Origin of the sequence: Ciceribacter sp. L1K23, from assembly GCF_018122705.1 — a bacterium.
Lineage (GTDB): Bacteria > Pseudomonadota > Alphaproteobacteria > Rhizobiales > Rhizobiaceae > Allorhizobium.
In genome coordinates this window covers 604379-621457 of sequence record NZ_JAGRRC010000001.1, presented here as the reverse complement: position 1 = coordinate 621457, position 17079 = coordinate 604379, and the positions used below count along the sequence as shown (strand labels likewise).

Genomic DNA, 17079 nt, shown 5'->3' with positions numbered 1-17079 from the left:
GGATTGACGGACATGACAAACAAACCAGCAGCCAGTGCGACGGTCATCGAAGCGGTCGGCTTGCGCAAGAGCTATGGGACGCACGAAGTTCTCAAGGGTATCGATCTTGGTCTTCACCGAGGTGAAGTGGTCGCTTTGATCGGCCCGTCAGGGTCGGGAAAGTCGACCTTCATCCGATGCTTCAACATGATGGAAACGCCGACCGGAGGAAAGATCCGCTTCCGCGAGAAATCTGTCGGCGAGAGCTTTCGCGACAAGGGCGACAAAATCGGTATTGGTACGCTTCGCCGCCATGTCGGAATGGTGTTCCAGCATTTCAATCTCTTCCCGCACAAGACGGTTCTCCAGAACGTCACGGAGGGACCTATCGTTGTTTGCAAGCGACCGAAGCGGGAGGCGGAAGCCCTGGCGATGGATCTGCTTTCTCAGGTCGGACTGGCTGACAAGCATGCCGCCTATCCGGCCCACCTGTCCGGCGGCCAGAAACAGCGGGTAGCAATCGCCCGGGCCCTTGCCATGGAGCCCGAAGTGCTGCTGCTCGATGAAGTCACGAGCGCGCTCGATCCAGAACTTGTGGGAGAAGTCCTTGCGGTCATTCGCAGGCTTGCGGAGAACGGCATGACGATGGCGATCGTCACGCACGAAATGGCATTTGCAGCCGAGGTCGCGAACCGTGTGATCTTTCTGGATGGCGGCATGATCGCAGAGGCCGGAACGGCAGAGGAGGTCATCCTGAACCCGAAAAATCCGAGGCTGCAGGGTTTCGTTACCCGGTTCCGGGGACAGACCCTATGACGAGCCTTAAAGTCAGCATCTTCGGCGCTGGCGAGATGGGCAGGGCGTTGGCCGAAGTGTTGTCGAAGAGTGGCAAGTTTTCGGTACATGTCATCGATCGCTCCGAGGATGCGCTCGACCGTTTGCGATCGATGGACCTCGACGTGACATTGAAGTCCCTCGGTCATTCCGATGATCTGCGGGGGCTTCTCTTGAACCAGGATGTCGCGGTCGCTGCCGTTCCTGAGACGGCTACGAGCGACATTGCGCATGCCGCCGCCAACGCAAAGGTCCATTATCTGGACTTCAACTGCCCCAATCCAAAGACGCGGGCGATCCTAGACGATCTCTCCAAACATCGCGCTGTCTTCAGCGGATGCGGGGTCTCGCCGGGCCTCATTGGCAACATCGCCTGCGGACTGCTGGACGACGTCTCAAATGTTTCGGATCTGACGATCCGCGTCGGAGCGATACCACGCTATCCGACCAATCGTCTTGGCTATGGCCAGATATGGAACATTGATGGATTGATCGATGAGTACACTCGGCCGAGCGCCGCCATTCGTGATGGCGAACCTGTCATGTTGTCTCCGCTCGAGGGGTGCGAGCGGCTAAGTATCGACGGTGTCGGTTATGAGGAATTCGTGACCTCCGGTGGGGTCCAGGACCTGTCGATCTTTTCGCACGCTGCACCAAAAAACGTAACGTTCAAGACAATCCGCTATCCGGGGCATTTGGACTATATTCGCTTCCTGTTTGACGATCTCAACCTTCGCCATCGGCGGGATATGTTGCGATCGCTGTTCTATAACGGGCTTCCGGTCGTGGAAGAGGATCAGCTACTCCTTGTGGTTACCGCGCGGGGCTACCGTGGCAGGCAGCCGACCGAGCGGACGTGCTGTCATCGTTTCGTGCCGAGCCGTCAACTGCGGCCATTCAATGCGCTGATTTCCACTGCCACCGGTTATGCGGCGACGCTTTTATCGATGCTGAGCCACGGAACCCTTGCGTCCAAAGGATACGTCGCGCATCATCGCATCGACACCAATGCCTTGCTGTCCGGGCCTTTCCTTAGGCCACTTTTGGCATCCTTAGCGTCTGTTTGAGTAACTGAGGAAAAATCCAGCTGAGACGGCACGACATACCCCCGTTCAAGGCGTTGCCCTGTGTCAGCCAGCGATCCGTGTACGCGTATTGTTGAAGCCTAGCTTCTCTGAAATCTCGTTGGCGGCCTTGAGAAGGTTGTCGAGGTAGGTGTCCCGATTGCGCAGCCCGTCTTCGCGCGGTGTGACGAGGCATAGCGTGGCGATGCAGGCGCCGTCCGCCTGGAAGATCGGCACGGCAAAACAGTGGGTGAAGTTCTCCACCTCGCTGTTGAACGTGAAGAAGCCGTCGCGGCTTGCCTGCCGCACCTGTGCGATGAAGTCCTGCGGATCCATGCGTCGGCCGCTCGGAAGCACAAAATCCTCCGGCGGGATGAGGTCGAGGATTTGCTGATCGCTCAGATGAGAGACGAGGAGGCGTCCTGACGCTGTCCAGACGATGGACACGAGTTCGCCGACATTGGACGAGATACGGAACGGCCGGATGCCCTCGCGCATCATCGCGACCGTATACTTCCGGCCCTCAAGCAGACACATCTGCGCCGTCTCGCGGGTTTCTTCGGCAAGCCGCACCAGCATGCGGTCGCATTCCCGCATCAGGTCGAACTGCTCCGCATAGGCAGTTCCGAGGAAATAGAGACGGCGGCCGAGATAGACGCGGCCGTCGCCTCCCTGATAGTCGAGCATGCCGTGGCGAAGCAGCAGGTTGACCAGTTCGTAGACGGTGGAACGAGGCGCGCCGATCTCTGAGGCGATCTCGTTCGGCCGCATGGGCTGACGCTTCACGCGCAGGAACTCGAGGATCTCGAACGCGCGATCCAGTCCCCTTGTGCGTCGCGATACCATGTCGGCTGCCGCCTCGGTCATTCTTCTCTCCAAATCGCCTCAGGCACGATCCGCGCGATACGCCACGCAGTCGACTTCAACTTTACAATCGACCATCATACGCGACTGAACACAAGCGCGGGCTGGCGGATTGGCGCCAAAGTATTCGGCATAAACGCCGTTGAAGCTCCAGAAGTCACGCGGATCGTCGAGCCAGACGCCGACACGGACCACGTCCTCGACGCCGTAACCGGCCTCATGCAGAATGGCAATCAGGTTTTCGATCGCCTTGCGCGTCTCGGCCACGATGCCGCCGCGGACGATTTCGCCGTTTTCCATCGGGACCTGGCCGGAGACATGCAGCCATCCATTGGCTTCGACGGCGCGGGCAAAGGGGAGGGGCTGTCCGCCAGCACCGGTTTCGCCGCCGCCGTAACGTTTGATCGTCATCAGATTCTCTCTTTTCTTCTAGTTGAAGCTTGATGTTTTCAGGAATTCCGCCAGGCGCTCGGTCTTCGGGCTGACGAACATTTCCTTCGGGTCGCCCTCTTCGCAGATGACGCCCTGGTTCATGAAGATCACCCGTGACGACACCTCGTAAGCGAAGCGCATCTCGTGGGTGACCAGCAGCATGGTCATGCCGTCCGCTGCCAACCCCTTGATGACCTGTAGCACCTCGCCCACCAGTTCGGGGTCGAGTGCGGATGTCACTTCATCGAACAGCATCAGTCGCGGGTTCATGGCGATGGCGCGGGCGATCGCCACGCGCTGCTGTTGGCCGCCGGAGAGCTGGCCGGGATAGTGGTCCGCCCGGGCACCAAGCCCGACCCGCTCGAGCCAGCTCTCGGCGATGGTCCGGGCTTGTTTGCGACCCATCTTCTTGACCTTCACGAGGCCCAGCATGACGTTCTCGGCCGCAGACATGTGCGGAAAGAGGTTGAATTGCTGGAAAGCCATGCCGGTCAGCGCGCGCTGACGGGCGATCTCCTTCTCGCTCTTGCGCCGACGCTGAGACCCCTCGGCGTGATAACCGATCTCCTCGCCGTCGAGCCGGATGGTCCCGCCCTGGAATTCCTCCAGCATGTTGATGCAGCGGAGCATCGTCGTCTTACCCGAGCCGGAGGAGCCGATGATCGAGATCACTTCTCCTTCCTTGACCGTGCAGTCCACGCCCTTGAGCACTTCGAGCGGTCCGTAGGTTTTGTGCAGGCCGGCGATTTCGAGAATTGTCTTTGCCATCGGTTTCAAACCCTCAGGTCGGTACGGCGGTCTTGCGTTCGACGTATTTGCCGAAGCGCTCGATGCTGAAATTGACGACGAAATAGAGCAGGCCAGCGAAGAAGTAGAACTGGAGGCTCATGAAGTTGCGGGAGATGATTTCCTGCGTTCGCAGGAGAAGTTCGGCCACGCCGATAACGGACAGAAGCGTCGACGCCTTGACCATCTCGGCTGCTGTGTTGACCCAGGCCGGCAGAAACTGGCGCAGCGCCTGCGGCCACAGCACATAGGAAAAGGTCTGCGTGAACGTCAGCCCGATCGCCTTTGCCGCTTCGCTCTGGCCGATCGGGATAGCCTGCAGGCCGCCTCGGACGATCTCGCCCACATGCGAGGAGCAAAAGATGGCGAGCGCCAGGACGCCGGCCGAGAAAGGTCCAAGATCAAGGCCGGCCGCGGCAGACACATAATAGCTGGCGAGAACGAGCACCAGGACAGGCGTACCGCGGACGATGTCTGTATAGGCACGCACCAGGAGACGTAGCGGTGTCGCCCCGTAGACCAGCGCCAGACCGACCAGAACGCCAAAGGCCGAACCGGCTAGAATTGCAAGTAGCGAAATTGAAACCGTAATGCCAAGCCCGTTCAGGATAACGTATCGGGCGATCCACAGCTGATCCAGGAAAGCTTGAAAATCCGTCATGTTTACCTCGGTACGCTCAGGCGTCGCTCGGCCAGCCGCATCAGAGCCGCGAGCAAGGTGCAGGTTGCGACATAAAGGCCTGAGACGACGATCCAGGTCTCGATCACGCGGAAGGTCTCGACGTTGATCTTGCGGGCCTCGAAGGTCAGTTCGGGTACCGCGATCGCTGCGGCGAGCGAGGTGTCCTTGAACAGCGAGATGATGGTCGACGATAGGGACGGCAGCACATTGCGGAACATCAGCGGCATGACGATTGAGAGCCGGATCTGCATCGGCGTGAGCCCGATCGCCAGTCCTGCTTCGGGCAGGCCCTTGGGGATGGACAGCAGTCCCGCGCGAAATACCTCGGCGAGATAGGCGCCTGAATAGATCGCCAGCACGGCGACGAAGCTCTCGATCTTGCCGAGCCGGACGCCCATCTGCGGCAAAGCGAAATAGGCGAAGAGAACCAGGACCAAGATTGGGAGGTTGCGGATAATCGTGACGTAGAGGGTTGCCGGCCATCTGGCGACCCGATGCCGGGATGTCAGGGCAAACGCCACCACAAGGCCGATCACAACGCCGATCAGGATGGAGCCGACCGCAAGTCCGAGGCTTAGCGCCAGGCCGGCCAGCAACTGGTCAAAACTGCGCCAGACCGCCGCGAAATTCAGTGTATATCCCATGACAATCCGTCGCTGCAGGAAGGGAGCGGGGGCGAACCCCCGCGCCATTGTTGCTTACTTGTATTCGACCGGGAAGCCGATCTGCGGCGGAGCGAGTTCCTTGCCGAACCAGGTCTTGAACGAGGTCGCGTAGAAATCGAACTCGACGCCGGTCATGGCTTCATGGAGCGCGGTGTTGACGAAGTTCAGCCAGTCCTGATCGCCACGCTTGACGGCGCAGGCGTAGGTCTGCGGGTTCCAGCCGTATCCGGCGTCCTTGTAGCGGCCCGGATTCTGGGTCATGTACCAGGCAAGCGATGACTGGTCGGTGGCGGCGGCGTCAGCGCGCCCGGATTCGAGAGCCTGGTAGATCAGGTCGACGGAATCGTACTGGTCTACAGTGGCTTCCGGCAGTGCCGCGTGCACCATGTCCTCGGCATAAACGTTCTGCAGCACCGAAACCGTGACGGACGACCCAGCAGCCTTCAGCGCCTCATAGTCCGCATACTGCCCACCATCCTTGAGCATCAGGCCAACGCCTTCACGGTAGTAGGGGATGGTGAAGGCGACCTGCTGGGCGCGTTCGCCGGTGACCGTCATGAACTGGCACGTAAGGTCGACCTTGTCGGTGGTGATGTTCGGAATGCGGGCATCAGACGACTGGTTCACGTATTCGATCTTGTCCGGATCGCCGAACAGCGCCTTCGCGACAATGCGGCCCATGTCGACGTCGAAACCCTGCAGCTTGTCGTCGGCGCTCTTGAAGTGCCAGGGCGCGTTGGTCGAGCCGGTGCCAAGCACCAGATGGCCGCGAGCCAGAACTTCATCCAGCTTGCTGCCCTGCTGGGCGAGAGCTGGCACGGAAATCAGGAAGGTTGCCGCTGCCAGCGAGAGCGTGGCGGCGCGTAAGGAAATGGTCATGGCGTTCCCCTTGAAACTGAGCGCTTCTATTAATCCAATATACCGGACATATGTCTGTTTTATCGGATTGACATATCAAGTCGTATGGACGATGTCTTGTCAATAGCCACTGCCGAGAATTGATGGAGCCCCGCGCGGCGACGTCATTTGCGGCAACAAAGCCGTGATCAACAGCGGGGACACCATGCCGTTTTCGTCAGCTGATATCGCCGTGCTCAATACGCCAGCCGTATTGATCGACCTCGACATCGCCAGGGCAAACATCGCGCGATTTCAGGCCTATGCGGATCAACACGGTCTGCACGTGCGGCCTCATATCAAGACGCACAAGCTGCCTGCCATCGCCGAAATGCAGCTTGCCGCCGGTGCTGTCGGCATAACCTGCCAGAAGGTGTCGGAAGCTGAGGCAATGATCGCTGGGAGCAGTGCGATCACAGACGTTCTCATCACCTACAATATCATCGGCGAGGAGAAACTTGAGCGTCTGAAAGCGGTCTCCCGGAAAGTGCGGCTGTCGGTGGTGGCCGACAGCGAGGTCGTCGTCAACGGTCTATCTGTCGCGTTTCAAGGCGAGGCCACGCCGCTTTCCGTATTGGTGGAGTGCGATACGGGTGCACACCGGTGCGGCGTTTCTTCGCCGGAAGCTGCGGTGGCTCTTGCCCGAACCATCCACGCGGCGCCGGGGCTCGTGTTCGGCGGGTTGATGACCTATCCTCCGGCCGGCGCGGAAGAGGGTGTCGAGCGTTTCATGACAGCGGCGAAAGCCGGGATCGAGGCATCAGGGACACCGGTCCCGGTCGTCACCTCCGGCGGCACACCCTCCATGATGCACGCAGCCGAAGCGCCGATCACCACGGAGTACCGTCCAGGGACTTATGTCTACAATGACCGCTCGCTGGTTGCTCGCGGAGTATGTGAGTACACCAACTGCGCCTTGACCGTGCTTGCGACCGTTGTTTCGGTACCTGCCGAAAACCGAGCCATCATCGACGCCGGTTCGAAGACGCTGACGTCGGACCTGTTAGGACTGACCGGATATGGACACGTCCTCGGCCGTGACGATATTGCCATCGATCAACTTTCGGAAGAACACGGTCGGCTCGTCAGCAGCGGTCCTGTCGGCCTTGCGGTCGGGGACAAGGTACGGATTGTTCCCAACCACGCCTGCGTAGTTACCAACATGGTCGATGCCGTCTTTGTTTTCGGCGAAGGCATGGAGGCTCCGGAAGTCTGGCCAGTTGCCGCGCGTGGGAAGATCGTCTGATCGAGGTGTCGATGGTCTGCTGTCAGTTCGACGAGATCAAATCCATCATCCTCTGTCCGAGCTGGCCTTGGGGATCGGCAAGATCAAGAACGACGTTCATGTGATTGAGACCCTGCAGGGTCAGCAATTGTGCGGGCTCGCCTGCCATGGTCAGGCGCGATTGCAGAGACGCCGCCTGTGAGTGGAACGGCTCGGTTTCGTCCGCTCCGACGGCGATGATGCGCGAAGGGCAGGGCAGTTGTCTTGATGTCAGCGGCGACCATGATGCGGCTTCCGCCTCTGTCATCCTGGCTTCGTCACGCAGGAAACTTCCGGGAATGCCGGACAGGTCGTAAATGCCGCTGACAAGCAGGAGGCCACGGATTGCGGGCAATGAAGGCCGGTTTTGCTCATCAGGTCCGCATGCAGCAAGAAAGGATGAGAGATGGGCTCCCGCCGAATGGCCGCTGACGGTAATGCGAAGAGGATCGGCGCCAAACCTTCCTGCATTCGACTGAAGCCAGAGCACGGCGCGCCGAACCTGATCGACCAGCAGATCGAGTCGAGATTGCGGCATGAGGTCGTACTCGATGATCGCGGCGACAGCGCCGGCCGCGACGATCGGCTCGGCAACCAGGCGATAGTTTTCCTTTTCGCCTGAACGCCAATAGCCGCCATGAACGAAGACATGAAGCGGCGCGCCAGCCTTCACGTTATTCGGCAGGACGATATCCATGACCTCGCGAGCGCGGTCGCCGTAGCGAATGTCGGAAAGCACGTTCGCGCTTGCCGTCAGGGCCTGACTGCGTGTCGTGAACTCGGCCGAAATCGCATCGAAATCCGGAACGAAATCGCGGATCCTGTAAAGATCTTGATGTGACACCGATTCCTCCCGCTCAGTAATCGACTGCGTAGTACTTTGCCTCCATGAAATCCAGGATGCCAGTGACTCCACCCTCCCTGCCCAGACCGCTCTGCTTGACGCCGCCAAACGGTGCGGCCGGATCCGACATCAGCCCTCTGTTGATGCCAAGCATTCCGGCCTCCAGCCGCTTGCCGATCTGAAGGGCGCGTTTCAGGTCGCGGCTGTAAACATAGGCAGCAAGGCCATATTCCGTTTCGTTGGCCAGCCTTACCGCGTCGTCGTCGCTTTCGAACTTGTAGACGGGAGCGACCGGTCCGAAGATTTCTTCCCGAGCGATCGCAGCGTCGGCAGGCACGTTTTCGAGCACGGTCGGGGGGTAAAAATAGCCGTCCTGACCAAGTGGTTTGCCGCCCGTTACCGCGCGGGCGCCAGACGCCATGGCATCGGAGACGAGGCGGTCGATTTTCCGAACGGCCGCTTTGGTGATCATCGGCCCGCATTGCGTCGATGGATCATATCCCGGGCCGATTTTCAGCGCAGCCATACGGGCGGCGAGGCCAGAAACGAACGCGTCGTGTATTCCCGACTGGACATAGAACCGGTTGGCGGCGGTGCAGGCTTCGCCTGCGTTGCGCATCTTGGCGATCATGGCGCCATCAAGTGCCGCGTCGAGATCGGCATCGTCAAAGACGATGAAGGGGGCGTTGCCGCCGAGCTCCATCGAGCAACTGACCACCGACTTGGCGGCCTCGGCCAGAAGGGTGCGGCCGACACCGGTCGAGCCCGTGAACGAAAGCTTGCGCACTCGCGGATCGGCGAGCATGGCGTTCGTCACCTCCGCTGGTTTGCTCGTTGTGAGAACGTTGACCACGCCGGGTGGCACGCCTGCCTCTTCGCCGAGTCGAGCCATCGCATACGCCGTGAGCGGCGTCTCCGAGGCGGGCTTCAGGATAACCGTGCAGCCAGCGGCAAGAGCCGGGCCGATCTTGCGCGTTGCCATTGCCGCCGGGAAATTCCAGGGCGTGATCAAAACCGCGATCCCGATCGGTTCATGATCAACGAGAATGTGGTGCGAACCGGACGGTGTGTGCCGGAACTCGCCGGGGATGCGTGTTGCTTCCTCGGCGTACCATCGGAAGAACTCGGCGGCATAGGCGACCTCTCCGCGTGCATCAGGTAGGGCTTTTCCGTTTTCCAGGGCGATGAGGGTTGCAAGCTCTTCGGCGCGCGCGCTCATCAGTTCGAACCAGCGCCGGAGGATCTCCGAACGCTTGCGCGATGGCGTTGCGCGCCATCCGGCGGCCCCTGCCTCAGCCGCATCCACAGCGCGGAGCGCGTCCTCGACAGAGGCGTCCGCGACTTCGGCAAGGGGCTCGTCCCTCGACGGGTTCATGACGGTGATACCGCCGGCTTTCAGCCATTTGCCGCCGATATAGAGGCCTTCGGCATGAAGGGCCGGATCTGCATATCCGTTGATCTTGGCGTGAAACGTCATCTCAGAGATCCTTTGAGCTCAGGCTGGACCGGTCGCCTCTATGGGCAGCGGCGACGAGGTTGTACATGTCTTGTTGGGTGAAAGGCCGGGGATTGTTCTGGATGAGGCGTGAGATGCCCATGCTTTGTTCCGCCACCCATCCGATCCTACTTTCTTCGAGGCCGAGCTCGGAAAGCGTCGATGGAATTCCGATCCGCGCAAAAAGCGATGCGAGTTCGGGAATGACCTCTTCGCGACCATCGAGCCCCGCCGCTTGAGCTATTCTTGCAAGCTCATTGCCAATGACAGGCGCGTTCCATGTCATGACATAGGGCATGAGGCAGGCGACCCCGAGGCCGTGGGCGGTATGGGTGAGCGCGCCCACCGGATACTGGATGGCGTGGGCCGCCGCCGTGCCGGCGACGCCGAATGCAAGACCCGCAAGCGTTGCGCCGAGCATGACCTTTTCCCGCGCGGCCCGGTCTCCGCCGTTCCGGCAGGCAGGCTCAAGTCCCTGCCAAAGAAGCGTTATGGCACGCAGTGCGAACTGGTCGGACAATGCGTTCTTGCCGATAAACACACGCTGCCGCGTGATGCCCGGAACGGGATCGCGACGAATTGCCGTGAAGGCCTCTATTGCATGGGTCAGGGCATCAGCCCCGGCAATCGCGGTAAGCATGGGTGGGCAGGACTGCGTCAGTTCGGGATCGCATATGGAGACTGTCGGAATCAGGTGCGGGCTGGAGATGCCGACCTTCAGGCTGCGTTCGGAATCCGAAAGAACGGCGACCGGTGTGACCTCTGAGCCCGTGCCTGCCGTGGTCGGAACGGCGATTATCGGCAACACCGGTCCCGGTACATTGTTCTCGCCGTAGTAGTTCTGCGGGCGCCCGCCATGCGCCAGCAGCAGCGCCACGCATTTGGCCATGTCGAGGCAAGATCCACCTCCGATTCCGATAACCAGATCCGGAGCAAAAGAGCGGGCCTCTTTCGCGCTGGCCGCCGCCGCTTCGACCGGTACATCGGGGAGCGTGGAACTATCGACGAGGACGGCGAGGCCGGCGTCTCTGACTTTTCCGACCATGGCGACGAAATCGTCATCGGCGGCTAATCTCGCGTCTGTGACGATCAAAGCCCTTTGTCCGAGCGCGGCGGCAATGCCGCCCAGTGCGTGACGTTGCCCGGCGCCGAACAACAATTCCTGCGGCGCCCTCAACGTGCCGAAAAGGTTCATTCCCTATCTCCTCCGATTATTGTTTAGGCGGCCTCAAGGGCCAAGAGTTGTTCCAGAAGCGGTTGGGGCAATTCGATCCCGATGCCCTCCGCCGTAGCCCTGCGATCGCGCGCTCCGTCACCTGGAATCGCGACGGGACGTGCCGGATCCGCCGGTCGTGAAGTCCGCAAGCGTTCCAGATAAGCCGAAACCGCCGGTACGCTGCCCGCACCGGCAGCTTTGTCGATCAAGATCACGAGGTCGCCCTTGTTGGCGGCATGAAGGTCGTCGAGCGTCCCGCGTACGTCGGGCGCGATGTCCGAGCCGGCCAGCATCGCCACCAGCAACTCGACCGCGAGGCCCAATCCATAACCCTTCGCGCCGCCGAACGGGCCAATGGCCCCAGCTTTCGCGGCCTTCGGATCCGTCGTCGGTCGACCGGCGGTATCCACCGCCCAGCCTTCGGGGATCGGCTCATTACGCAAGGCATGACTATGAATCTTTCCCATGGAAACCACGCTCGTTGCCAAATCCAGCACAAAAGGTCTGTCATCCATGGGGATACCGATGGCGATGGGATTTGTGCCCAGCATCGCTCGTGTTCCACCAAACGGGTGGACGAGCGCCTCGCTCGTGGACATGACGATAGCAATTTTCTCGTCTCTGGCTGCCGCCTCCGCGTAGTAGGCGAGCATGCCGATGTGGTTGGCATTGCGGATTGCTGCAATTGCGATTCCGTTCTGGTCGACCGCGTGTTGCAAAGCGTCGATCGCATGCATCATGACGACCGGGCCCAACCCCCGGTCGCCGTCGATCGCAAGAAACGACTTTCCACGCCAAGTGCCGCGGCCCTTAACGGTCCCGTCGGACAGACCCTTTTCAAGCCGCGAAAGGATAAGCGGCAATCTCAGCAGGCCGTGTGATGGCGCACCTTTCAGTTCCGCCTCGATCAACACCTCCGCCTGGAGGCGCGCGTTGGCAATCGATACGCCTTTTGCCTCCAGAAGGTTGGTCGCGAGATCTCTCAGGCGAGTGACGGGAAGCCTCATTTCGAAATCCTATATCGGATCGTATACGATATTGTATTTGACATACGATATCTTATTTGCAAGGAATGCATCTCTGTCAAGGCGCTGTTTCGGGAGAATGCGAACGTGGTGATTGCGGTTGAACGGGAAGGCAGGTCGGCGATTGCACGACCCAGCAGCGTCGTCGACGGAGTTTACGACAGCATCTATCACCGCCTGATGTCGCTGGAGATCGCGCCCGGTGCGCGGATTCCGATCGATGTGCTGGCTCGCGAACTCAATGTGTCGCAAACGCCGGTTCGCGAGGCGTTGAGCCGATTGGAGCGCGAAGGTCTGGTGCGCAAGGAGCACCTTATCGGCTACAGCGCCGCACCGCTTTGGACCCGGAAACAATTCGAGGACCTCTATGCCTTTCGTCTTCTGGTGGAGCCGGAAGGTGCGCGCCTTGCGGCCGTCAACATGACGCCCGAGGCGCTCGAGCGGCTCGAAACTTCGGCTGCGGACATGGGCAACGGCGAAGCGCCGGTCGATCGCAACACGCGTTATTCGCGCTTTGCCCGCGCCGATGCGCAGTTTCACGATGCCATTCTCAAGATCGGTGGAAACGAAGTGATCCGCAGCGTGCTGTCCAACCAGCACGTTCACCTTCATATCTTCCGTCTCATGTTCCATACGCGTGTCACGCAGGAGGCGCTGGAGGAACATGAAAATCTGCTCGCGGCTTTTCGAGCGAGGGATCCGCAGGCGGCATTCGACGCCATGCGTATCCATATCGAGCGTTCTCGCGATCGACTGCTTTCGGCCTTCGAATGAACGCGGCTCTCTCGAGAAACGTCGCCGGTCAGCCGCTCGCTCCTCTCGCGGTCGCGTTGAGAGCTGAGGCTATCGGAAAGACCTATGGGCCGATCACCGTCCTGACGGATGTCACCCTGGACGTCCGCGCCGGGGAAGTGCATGCGATCATTGGTGAAAACGGCGCGGGCAAGTCCACGCTGATGAAACTCCTGTCGGGCCATGTCCAGCCGACCGCGGGACGGCTCCTGATGGCAGGCGAACCGGTGTCTTTTCGCAATGCCGTGGAAGCTGAGGAGGCGGGGGTCGTCCTCGTCCACCAGGAAATCCTCCTTGCCCCTCATCTGACCGTCACGCAAAACCTGTTTCTCGGTCGGGAGCTCGGGACCGGGCTGATGGTGAACGATCGGGCGATGAATGCCCGGACCGCCGAATTGCTCTCCCGGGTGGGCTCCGTCGCCAGGCCGCGTGACCGGGTCGGCGACCTGCCGCTGGCGCAGCGGCAACTGGTGCAAATCGCCCGCGCACTTCTGAACGATCACAAGATCATTATCCTCGACGAGCCGACGGCCGTTTTGGCAAATGACGAGGTCACGGCGCTTCTCGATATCGTCCGAAGCCTACGAGCAAACGGCGTTGCCGTTCTCTATATCTCCCATCGCCTCGACGAGGTTCAGGCACTCGCCGACCGGATCACGGTGCTCCGTGACGGACAAATGGTCGGTACCTGGCCGGCAGCTGATCTTGGGCAGCGCGAAATGGCCGAACTCATGGTCGGTCGAAAGCTTGAAATGCTCTATCCGCACAAGCGGCCGGTGCCGACAGCGGAGCCTATCCTTGCTGTCAGCGACCTTGCCGTCGATCACGGTTCGGAGACCTGCTCGTTCAGTGTCCGCCCCGGGGAAGTCCTCGGCATCGGCGGCATGATCGGCGCCGGCCGTACCGAATTGATGGAGGGATTGATGGGCCTTCGCCCGTCAACGGCCGTCAGCGTCGAGCTCAACGGCGCGGCCGTCGGTGACAGGTCCGTGCAAAGTCTCATGAAATCCGGCCTCGTCTACCTTACCGAGGACCGTAAGGGCAAAGGGTTGCTGCTTGACGAAAAGCTCGCGCCCAATCTGACATTGCAGGCGCTGGATGAGGTGAATCCGAGCCCTTACCTCGATCGGAAGGGCGAGCTCGCACGACTTCGGGCCGCAGTGGACGGCTACGACATCCGTGTTCGCTCATTGTCGCTGGAAGCAGGGAAGCTGTCGGGAGGAAACCAGCAGAAACTGCTTCTGGCCAAGGTGATGATGGCCGATCCGTCGGTGGTCATCATTGATGAGCCGACGCGTGGCATCGACATCGGAAACAAGAGCCAGATCTACGACTTCATCGACGCGATGGTGCGTGCCGGCAAGGCCTGCATCGTCATCTCGTCTGAAATGCAGGAACTCGTCGGTCTTGCCGACAGGGTTCTCGTGATGCGCGCAGGGAGGATCGTTGCCGAGCTTATCGGTGACGAGATCAATGAGGAGAACGTCGTCTACGCCGCGACCACGGGCGGATTGGCGCATGTTGAGGAGGACAGACATGAACACAGCGACAATCGCCGCCGCGACGGTTGACGAGGGACCACGAATTCGATGGGCTGATCTCGCGCCTTTTATAGCGCTAGCGTTGATCGTGCTGTTCGGCGCTCTGGTGAATTCCAATTTTATCGCATCGGCGAACCTGATCAACGTGATCACGCGCAGTGCCTTCATTGCGATCATCGCCGTCGGCGCAACATTTGTGATCTCCTCCGGCGGCCTCGATCTTTCCGTCGGCTCGATGATGGCATTCGTCACCGGCATCATGATCATGACGATGAACTATCTGGCGCCCAGTTTCGGGAACCTGGCAATTCCGATGGGCGCAGGCGTCGCCATTGTCGTCGGTTGCCTGTGCGGTCTGTTCAACGGTCTGATCGTCACCCTCGGTCGGATCGAGCCTTTCATCGTCACGCTAGGGACCATGGGCATCTTCCGCGCCTTCATCACCTTCATGACGGATGGCGGCTCCCTGCCTATCGACCGCGGACTGCGGGAAGCGTACCGGCCCGTGTATTTCGGGAGCGTGTTCGGGATTCCTTATCCGGTGCTCATCACCTTCGTCGTTGTCTTGGCGGGCGCCTTTCTTCTCTACAAGACCAAGTATGGCCGACGTCTGACATCGACAGGGTCCAATGTCGAGGTTGCGCGGTTCTCAGGTGTCAACGTCGCTGCCGTGCGCACCATGGCCTACGTCATTCAGGGATTTTGCGTCGCGATCGCCGCGATCTGCTATGTGCCACGCCTTGGCGCCGCTACCCCCACGACAGGTCAGCTTTGGGAACTTCAGGTGATCACTGCCGTGGTGATCGGCGGCACTCTTTTGCGCGGCGGACGCGGTCGCATCGGGGGGACGATTGCCGGCGCGCTGATTCTCGAGGTCATCGCCAATGTCATGGTCCTGTCGGACATGGTCTCGGAATACCTGGTAGCCGCCGTCCAAGGCGCAATCATCATCATCGCCATGCTGGCGCACCGTTTCACTGCCAACCGCTGAAAACAGCACAGACTTCAAAAGGAGGAGAAAATGAAGTCGATTATCCAGAAAACAGGACTTTTGATGTCCACGACCGTCATGGTCTTGACCGTTGCGTTGGGAGGCGCCTCGGCTCAGGACAGGAATGTCACGATCGCTGTATCCATACCGGCAGCAACGCACGGATGGACGGGTGGCGTCGTCTATCACGCAGAGCAGGCGGAGAAGGAAGTCGAGGCGGCCTATCCGAACATCGATGTCGTTCTTTCGACCGCGTCGTCCGCGCCCGCCCAGGTTTCCGCGCTCGAGGATCTCGCGGCGAGCCGCAAGCTCGATGCACTTGTCATTCTTCCGTTCACATCGGAGGAACTCACAGGCCCCGTCGAGCAGATCAAGCAGAACGGCACCTTCATTTCAGTGGTGGACCGTGGCCTCACGGATCCGAGCGTGCAGGATCTCTATGTAGCCGGCGATAACATCGCCGTGGGCGCCAACACTGCTCACTGGCTCGTCGACAAGCTTGGAGGCGAGGGTGAGATCGTCGTGTTGCGTGGCATCCCGACGGTCATCGACGACGAGCGTATCAAGGGCTTTTCGGACGTCATCGCAAAGTCCAACATCAAAATTCTCGATATCCAGTATGCCAACTGGAATCAGGACGAGGCTTTCAGCCTGATGCAGGACTATCTCGCCAAGTATCCGAAGATCGACGCGGTGTGGGCGAACGACGATGACATGTTGCTCGGCGTTCTTGAGGCGGTCGACAATGCGGGCCGGACAGACATCAAGTATGCGCTCGGCGGAAACGGGATGAAACAGGTTATCGAGATGGTGAAGGAAGGAAACGAGCGCACGCCCGTTTCCACACCCTATCCGCCATCAATGATCAAGTCTGCAGTCTACATGACGGCGGCGCAGTTCGCGGGGCAGGCGCCCATGCGGGGATCCTTCCTGCTTGGTGCTCCGCTGATCACGCCTGAAAATGCCGACCAGTTCTACTTCCCGGACTCCCCCTTTTGATTTCAAATGGCGCCCGGTCCTGGCCGGGCGCCGCATCCAGTTCAAGACCATAGGAGATGTGACATGAGCGGCAAGAAGATCCTCATGCTGACCGGCGAATTCACCGAAGAATATGAAATCTACGTATTTCAGCAGGGGATGGAGGCGGTCGGACATACCGTTCACGTCGTTTGCCCTGACAAGAAGGCGGGGGACCGGATAAAGACGTCACTGCATGATTTCGAGGGCGATCAGACCTACACTGAAAAGCTTGGCCACTATGCCGATATCAACAAGACGTTTTCAGAGGTGCGCGTCGAGGAATACGATGCCGTCTACGCGGCCGGTGGGCGTGGCCCGGAATACATCCGAACCGACAAGCGCATTCAAGACATGGTTCGTCACTTCCATGACACCGGCAAACCGATTTTTACCATCTGCCACGGTGTGCAGATACTTATGGCGGTGCCGGGCGTGCTTAAGGGCAAGAAAGTCGCCGGCCTCGGCGCCTGCGAGCCGGAAGTGACGGCGGTTGGCGGGGTCTATATCGATGTGAAACCGACCGAAGCCTATGTCGACGGGAACATGGTTTCTGCCAAGGGTTGGACAGGGCTTGCCGCCTTCATGCGCGAGTGCCTGAACGTTCTGGGCACGAAGATAACGCACACCTGAGGCGATCTTCCAGTTGCATATGCCCCCATGTGTCCACGTGGGGGCATTTTCTATCCGG

At 60.1% G+C, this 17079-nt stretch carries 18 protein-coding genes; 8 read left to right on the top strand and 10 right to left on the bottom strand.

Annotation, left to right across the window (positions count from 1 at the left end):
• Nucleotides 1–12: 12 nt before the first annotated feature.
• Together J5J10_RS02750 and J5J10_RS02745 are read left to right on the top strand one after the other, a co-directional pair.
• A complete protein-coding gene (locus tag J5J10_RS02750) occupies nucleotides 13–795 on the top strand; it encodes an amino acid ABC transporter ATP-binding protein (RefSeq protein WP_211928739.1) in 783 nt (260 codons plus the stop codon).
• On the top strand, nucleotides 792–1880 hold the full coding sequence (locus J5J10_RS02745) for a saccharopine dehydrogenase C-terminal domain-containing protein (RefSeq protein ID WP_211928738.1): 1089 nt from the start codon (nucleotides 792–794) through the stop codon (nucleotides 1878–1880). Before J5J10_RS02750 ends, J5J10_RS02745 begins: the two co-directional genes overlap by 4 nt.
• A gap of 63 nt (nucleotides 1881–1943) precedes the next feature.
• Here J5J10_RS02745 and J5J10_RS02740 read toward each other — a convergent pair whose 3' ends face one another.
• The 6 genes from J5J10_RS02740 to J5J10_RS02715 are packed head-to-tail and all read right to left on the bottom strand — an operon-like array spanning nucleotide 1944 to nucleotide 6185.
• Nucleotides 1944–2744 (bottom strand): IclR family transcriptional regulator, encoded by an 801-nt coding sequence (locus J5J10_RS02740; RefSeq protein ID WP_211928737.1) that lies wholly within the window; start codon nucleotides 2742–2744, stop codon nucleotides 1944–1946.
• Nucleotides 2745–2762: 18 nt separating this feature from the next.
• A complete protein-coding gene (locus tag J5J10_RS02735) occupies nucleotides 2763–3152 on the bottom strand; it encodes a RidA family protein (RefSeq protein ID WP_211928736.1) in 390 nt (129 codons plus the stop codon).
• Between the two features lie 18 nt (nucleotides 3153–3170).
• Complete coding sequence (locus J5J10_RS02730) at nucleotides 3171–3941, bottom strand: amino acid ABC transporter ATP-binding protein (RefSeq protein WP_211928735.1); 771 nt, start codon at nucleotides 3939–3941, stop codon at nucleotides 3171–3173.
• A gap of 13 nt (nucleotides 3942–3954) precedes the next feature.
• Nucleotides 3955–4620, bottom strand: coding sequence for an amino acid ABC transporter permease (locus J5J10_RS02725; RefSeq protein WP_211928734.1), 666 nt, complete (start codon nucleotides 4618–4620; stop codon nucleotides 3955–3957).
• 2 nt (nucleotides 4621–4622) lie between these two features.
• A complete protein-coding gene (locus J5J10_RS02720; RefSeq protein ID WP_211928733.1) occupies nucleotides 4623–5285 on the bottom strand; it encodes an amino acid ABC transporter permease in 663 nt (220 codons plus the stop codon).
• 54 nt (nucleotides 5286–5339) lie between these two features.
• A complete protein-coding gene (locus J5J10_RS02715) occupies nucleotides 5340–6185 on the bottom strand; it encodes a transporter substrate-binding domain-containing protein (protein WP_211928732.1) in 846 nt (281 codons plus the stop codon).
• A 184-nt stretch (nucleotides 6186–6369) separates the two neighbouring features.
• On the opposite strand from J5J10_RS02715, the gene J5J10_RS02710 reads away from it, so the two are divergent.
• Nucleotides 6370–7449 carry a D-TA family PLP-dependent enzyme gene (locus J5J10_RS02710; protein WP_211928731.1) on the top strand — a complete coding sequence of 360 codons (1080 nt, stop codon included), beginning with the start codon at nucleotides 6370–6372 and terminating at the stop codon, nucleotides 7447–7449.
• 22 nt (nucleotides 7450–7471) lie between these two features.
• Here J5J10_RS02710 and J5J10_RS02705 read toward each other — a convergent pair whose 3' ends face one another.
• The 4 genes from J5J10_RS02705 to J5J10_RS02690 are packed head-to-tail and all read right to left on the bottom strand — an operon-like array spanning nucleotide 7472 to nucleotide 12029.
• On the bottom strand, nucleotides 7472–8311 hold the full coding sequence (locus J5J10_RS02705) for an alpha/beta hydrolase (RefSeq protein ID WP_211928730.1): 840 nt from the start codon (nucleotides 8309–8311) through the stop codon (nucleotides 7472–7474).
• Between the two features lie 13 nt (nucleotides 8312–8324).
• Entirely contained in the window at nucleotides 8325–9788 is a 1464-nt protein-coding gene (locus J5J10_RS02700) for an NAD-dependent succinate-semialdehyde dehydrogenase (protein ID WP_211928729.1), read from the bottom strand.
• Nucleotide 9789: 1 nt separating this feature from the next.
• Nucleotides 9790–11001, bottom strand: coding sequence for an iron-containing alcohol dehydrogenase (locus tag J5J10_RS02695; RefSeq protein ID WP_211928728.1), 1212 nt, complete (start codon nucleotides 10999–11001; stop codon nucleotides 9790–9792).
• A 23-nt stretch (nucleotides 11002–11024) separates the two neighbouring features.
• On the bottom strand, nucleotides 11025–12029 hold the full coding sequence (locus tag J5J10_RS02690) for an Ldh family oxidoreductase (protein WP_211928727.1): 1005 nt from the start codon (nucleotides 12027–12029) through the stop codon (nucleotides 11025–11027).
• Between the two features lie 105 nt (nucleotides 12030–12134).
• On the opposite strand from J5J10_RS02690, the gene J5J10_RS02685 reads away from it, so the two are divergent.
• From J5J10_RS02685 to J5J10_RS02665, 5 genes are all read left to right on the top strand, one after another.
• The gene (locus J5J10_RS02685; protein ID WP_211928726.1) at nucleotides 12135–12821 is read left to right on the top strand and encodes a GntR family transcriptional regulator; all 687 of its coding nucleotides are present in this window, start codon (nucleotides 12135–12137) and stop codon (nucleotides 12819–12821) included.
• Nucleotides 12818–14410, top strand: coding sequence for a sugar ABC transporter ATP-binding protein (locus tag J5J10_RS02680; protein WP_211928725.1), 1593 nt, complete (start codon nucleotides 12818–12820; stop codon nucleotides 14408–14410). Before J5J10_RS02685 ends, J5J10_RS02680 begins: the two co-directional genes overlap by 4 nt.
• Nucleotides 14376–15371, top strand: a complete 996-nt coding sequence (locus tag J5J10_RS02675) for an ABC transporter permease (protein ID WP_208552574.1) — start codon at nucleotides 14376–14378, stop codon at nucleotides 15369–15371. Before J5J10_RS02680 ends, J5J10_RS02675 begins: the two co-directional genes overlap by 35 nt.
• 30 nt (nucleotides 15372–15401) lie before the next feature.
• Complete coding sequence (locus tag J5J10_RS02670; RefSeq protein ID WP_208552575.1) at nucleotides 15402–16370, top strand: substrate-binding domain-containing protein; 969 nt, start codon at nucleotides 15402–15404, stop codon at nucleotides 16368–16370.
• A gap of 63 nt (nucleotides 16371–16433) precedes the next feature.
• Nucleotides 16434–17021, top strand: coding sequence for a DJ-1/PfpI family protein (locus tag J5J10_RS02665; protein ID WP_208552577.1), 588 nt, complete (start codon nucleotides 16434–16436; stop codon nucleotides 17019–17021).
• Nucleotides 17022–17079 lie beyond the last annotated feature (58 nt).

Excerpts from the sequence above, each read along its gene's own strand:
- J5J10_RS02745 (WP_211928738.1), top strand. The coding sequence starts at position 792 with ATGACGAGCCTTAAAGTCAGCATCTTCGGCGCTGGCGAGATGGGCAGG.
- J5J10_RS02675 (WP_208552574.1), top strand. The coding sequence starts at position 14,376 with ATGAACACAGCGACAATCGCCGCCGCGACGGTTGACGAGGGACCACGA.
- J5J10_RS02725 (WP_211928734.1), bottom strand. The coding sequence starts at position 4,620 with ATGACGGATTTTCAAGCTTTCCTGGATCAGCTGTGGATCGCCCGATAC.
- J5J10_RS02710 (WP_211928731.1), top strand. The coding sequence starts at position 6,370 with ATGCCGTTTTCGTCAGCTGATATCGCCGTGCTCAATACGCCAGCCGTA.
- J5J10_RS02715 (WP_211928732.1), bottom strand. The coding sequence starts at position 6,185 with ATGACCATTTCCTTACGCGCCGCCACGCTCTCGCTGGCAGCGGCAACC.
- J5J10_RS02700 (WP_211928729.1), bottom strand. The coding sequence starts at position 9,788 with ATGACGTTTCACGCCAAGATCAACGGATATGCAGATCCGGCCCTTCAT.
- J5J10_RS02695 (WP_211928728.1), bottom strand. The coding sequence starts at position 11,001 with ATGAACCTTTTCGGCACGTTGAGGGCGCCGCAGGAATTGTTGTTCGGC.
- J5J10_RS02690 (WP_211928727.1), bottom strand. The coding sequence starts at position 12,029 with ATGAGGCTTCCCGTCACTCGCCTGAGAGATCTCGCGACCAACCTTCTG.
- J5J10_RS02670 (WP_208552575.1), top strand. The coding sequence starts at position 15,402 with ATGAAGTCGATTATCCAGAAAACAGGACTTTTGATGTCCACGACCGTC.
- J5J10_RS02730 (WP_211928735.1), bottom strand. The coding sequence starts at position 3,941 with ATGGCAAAGACAATTCTCGAAATCGCCGGCCTGCACAAAACCTACGGA.
- J5J10_RS02680 (WP_211928725.1), top strand. The coding sequence starts at position 12,818 with ATGAACGCGGCTCTCTCGAGAAACGTCGCCGGTCAGCCGCTCGCTCCT.
- J5J10_RS02665 (WP_208552577.1), top strand. The coding sequence starts at position 16,434 with ATGAGCGGCAAGAAGATCCTCATGCTGACCGGCGAATTCACCGAAGAA.
- J5J10_RS02740 (WP_211928737.1), bottom strand. The coding sequence starts at position 2,744 with ATGACCGAGGCGGCAGCCGACATGGTATCGCGACGCACAAGGGGACTG.
- J5J10_RS02720 (WP_211928733.1), bottom strand. The coding sequence starts at position 5,285 with ATGGGATATACACTGAATTTCGCGGCGGTCTGGCGCAGTTTTGACCAG.
- J5J10_RS02735 (WP_211928736.1), bottom strand. The coding sequence starts at position 3,152 with ATGACGATCAAACGTTACGGCGGCGGCGAAACCGGTGCTGGCGGACAG.
- J5J10_RS02750 (WP_211928739.1), top strand. The coding sequence starts at position 13 with ATGACAAACAAACCAGCAGCCAGTGCGACGGTCATCGAAGCGGTCGGC.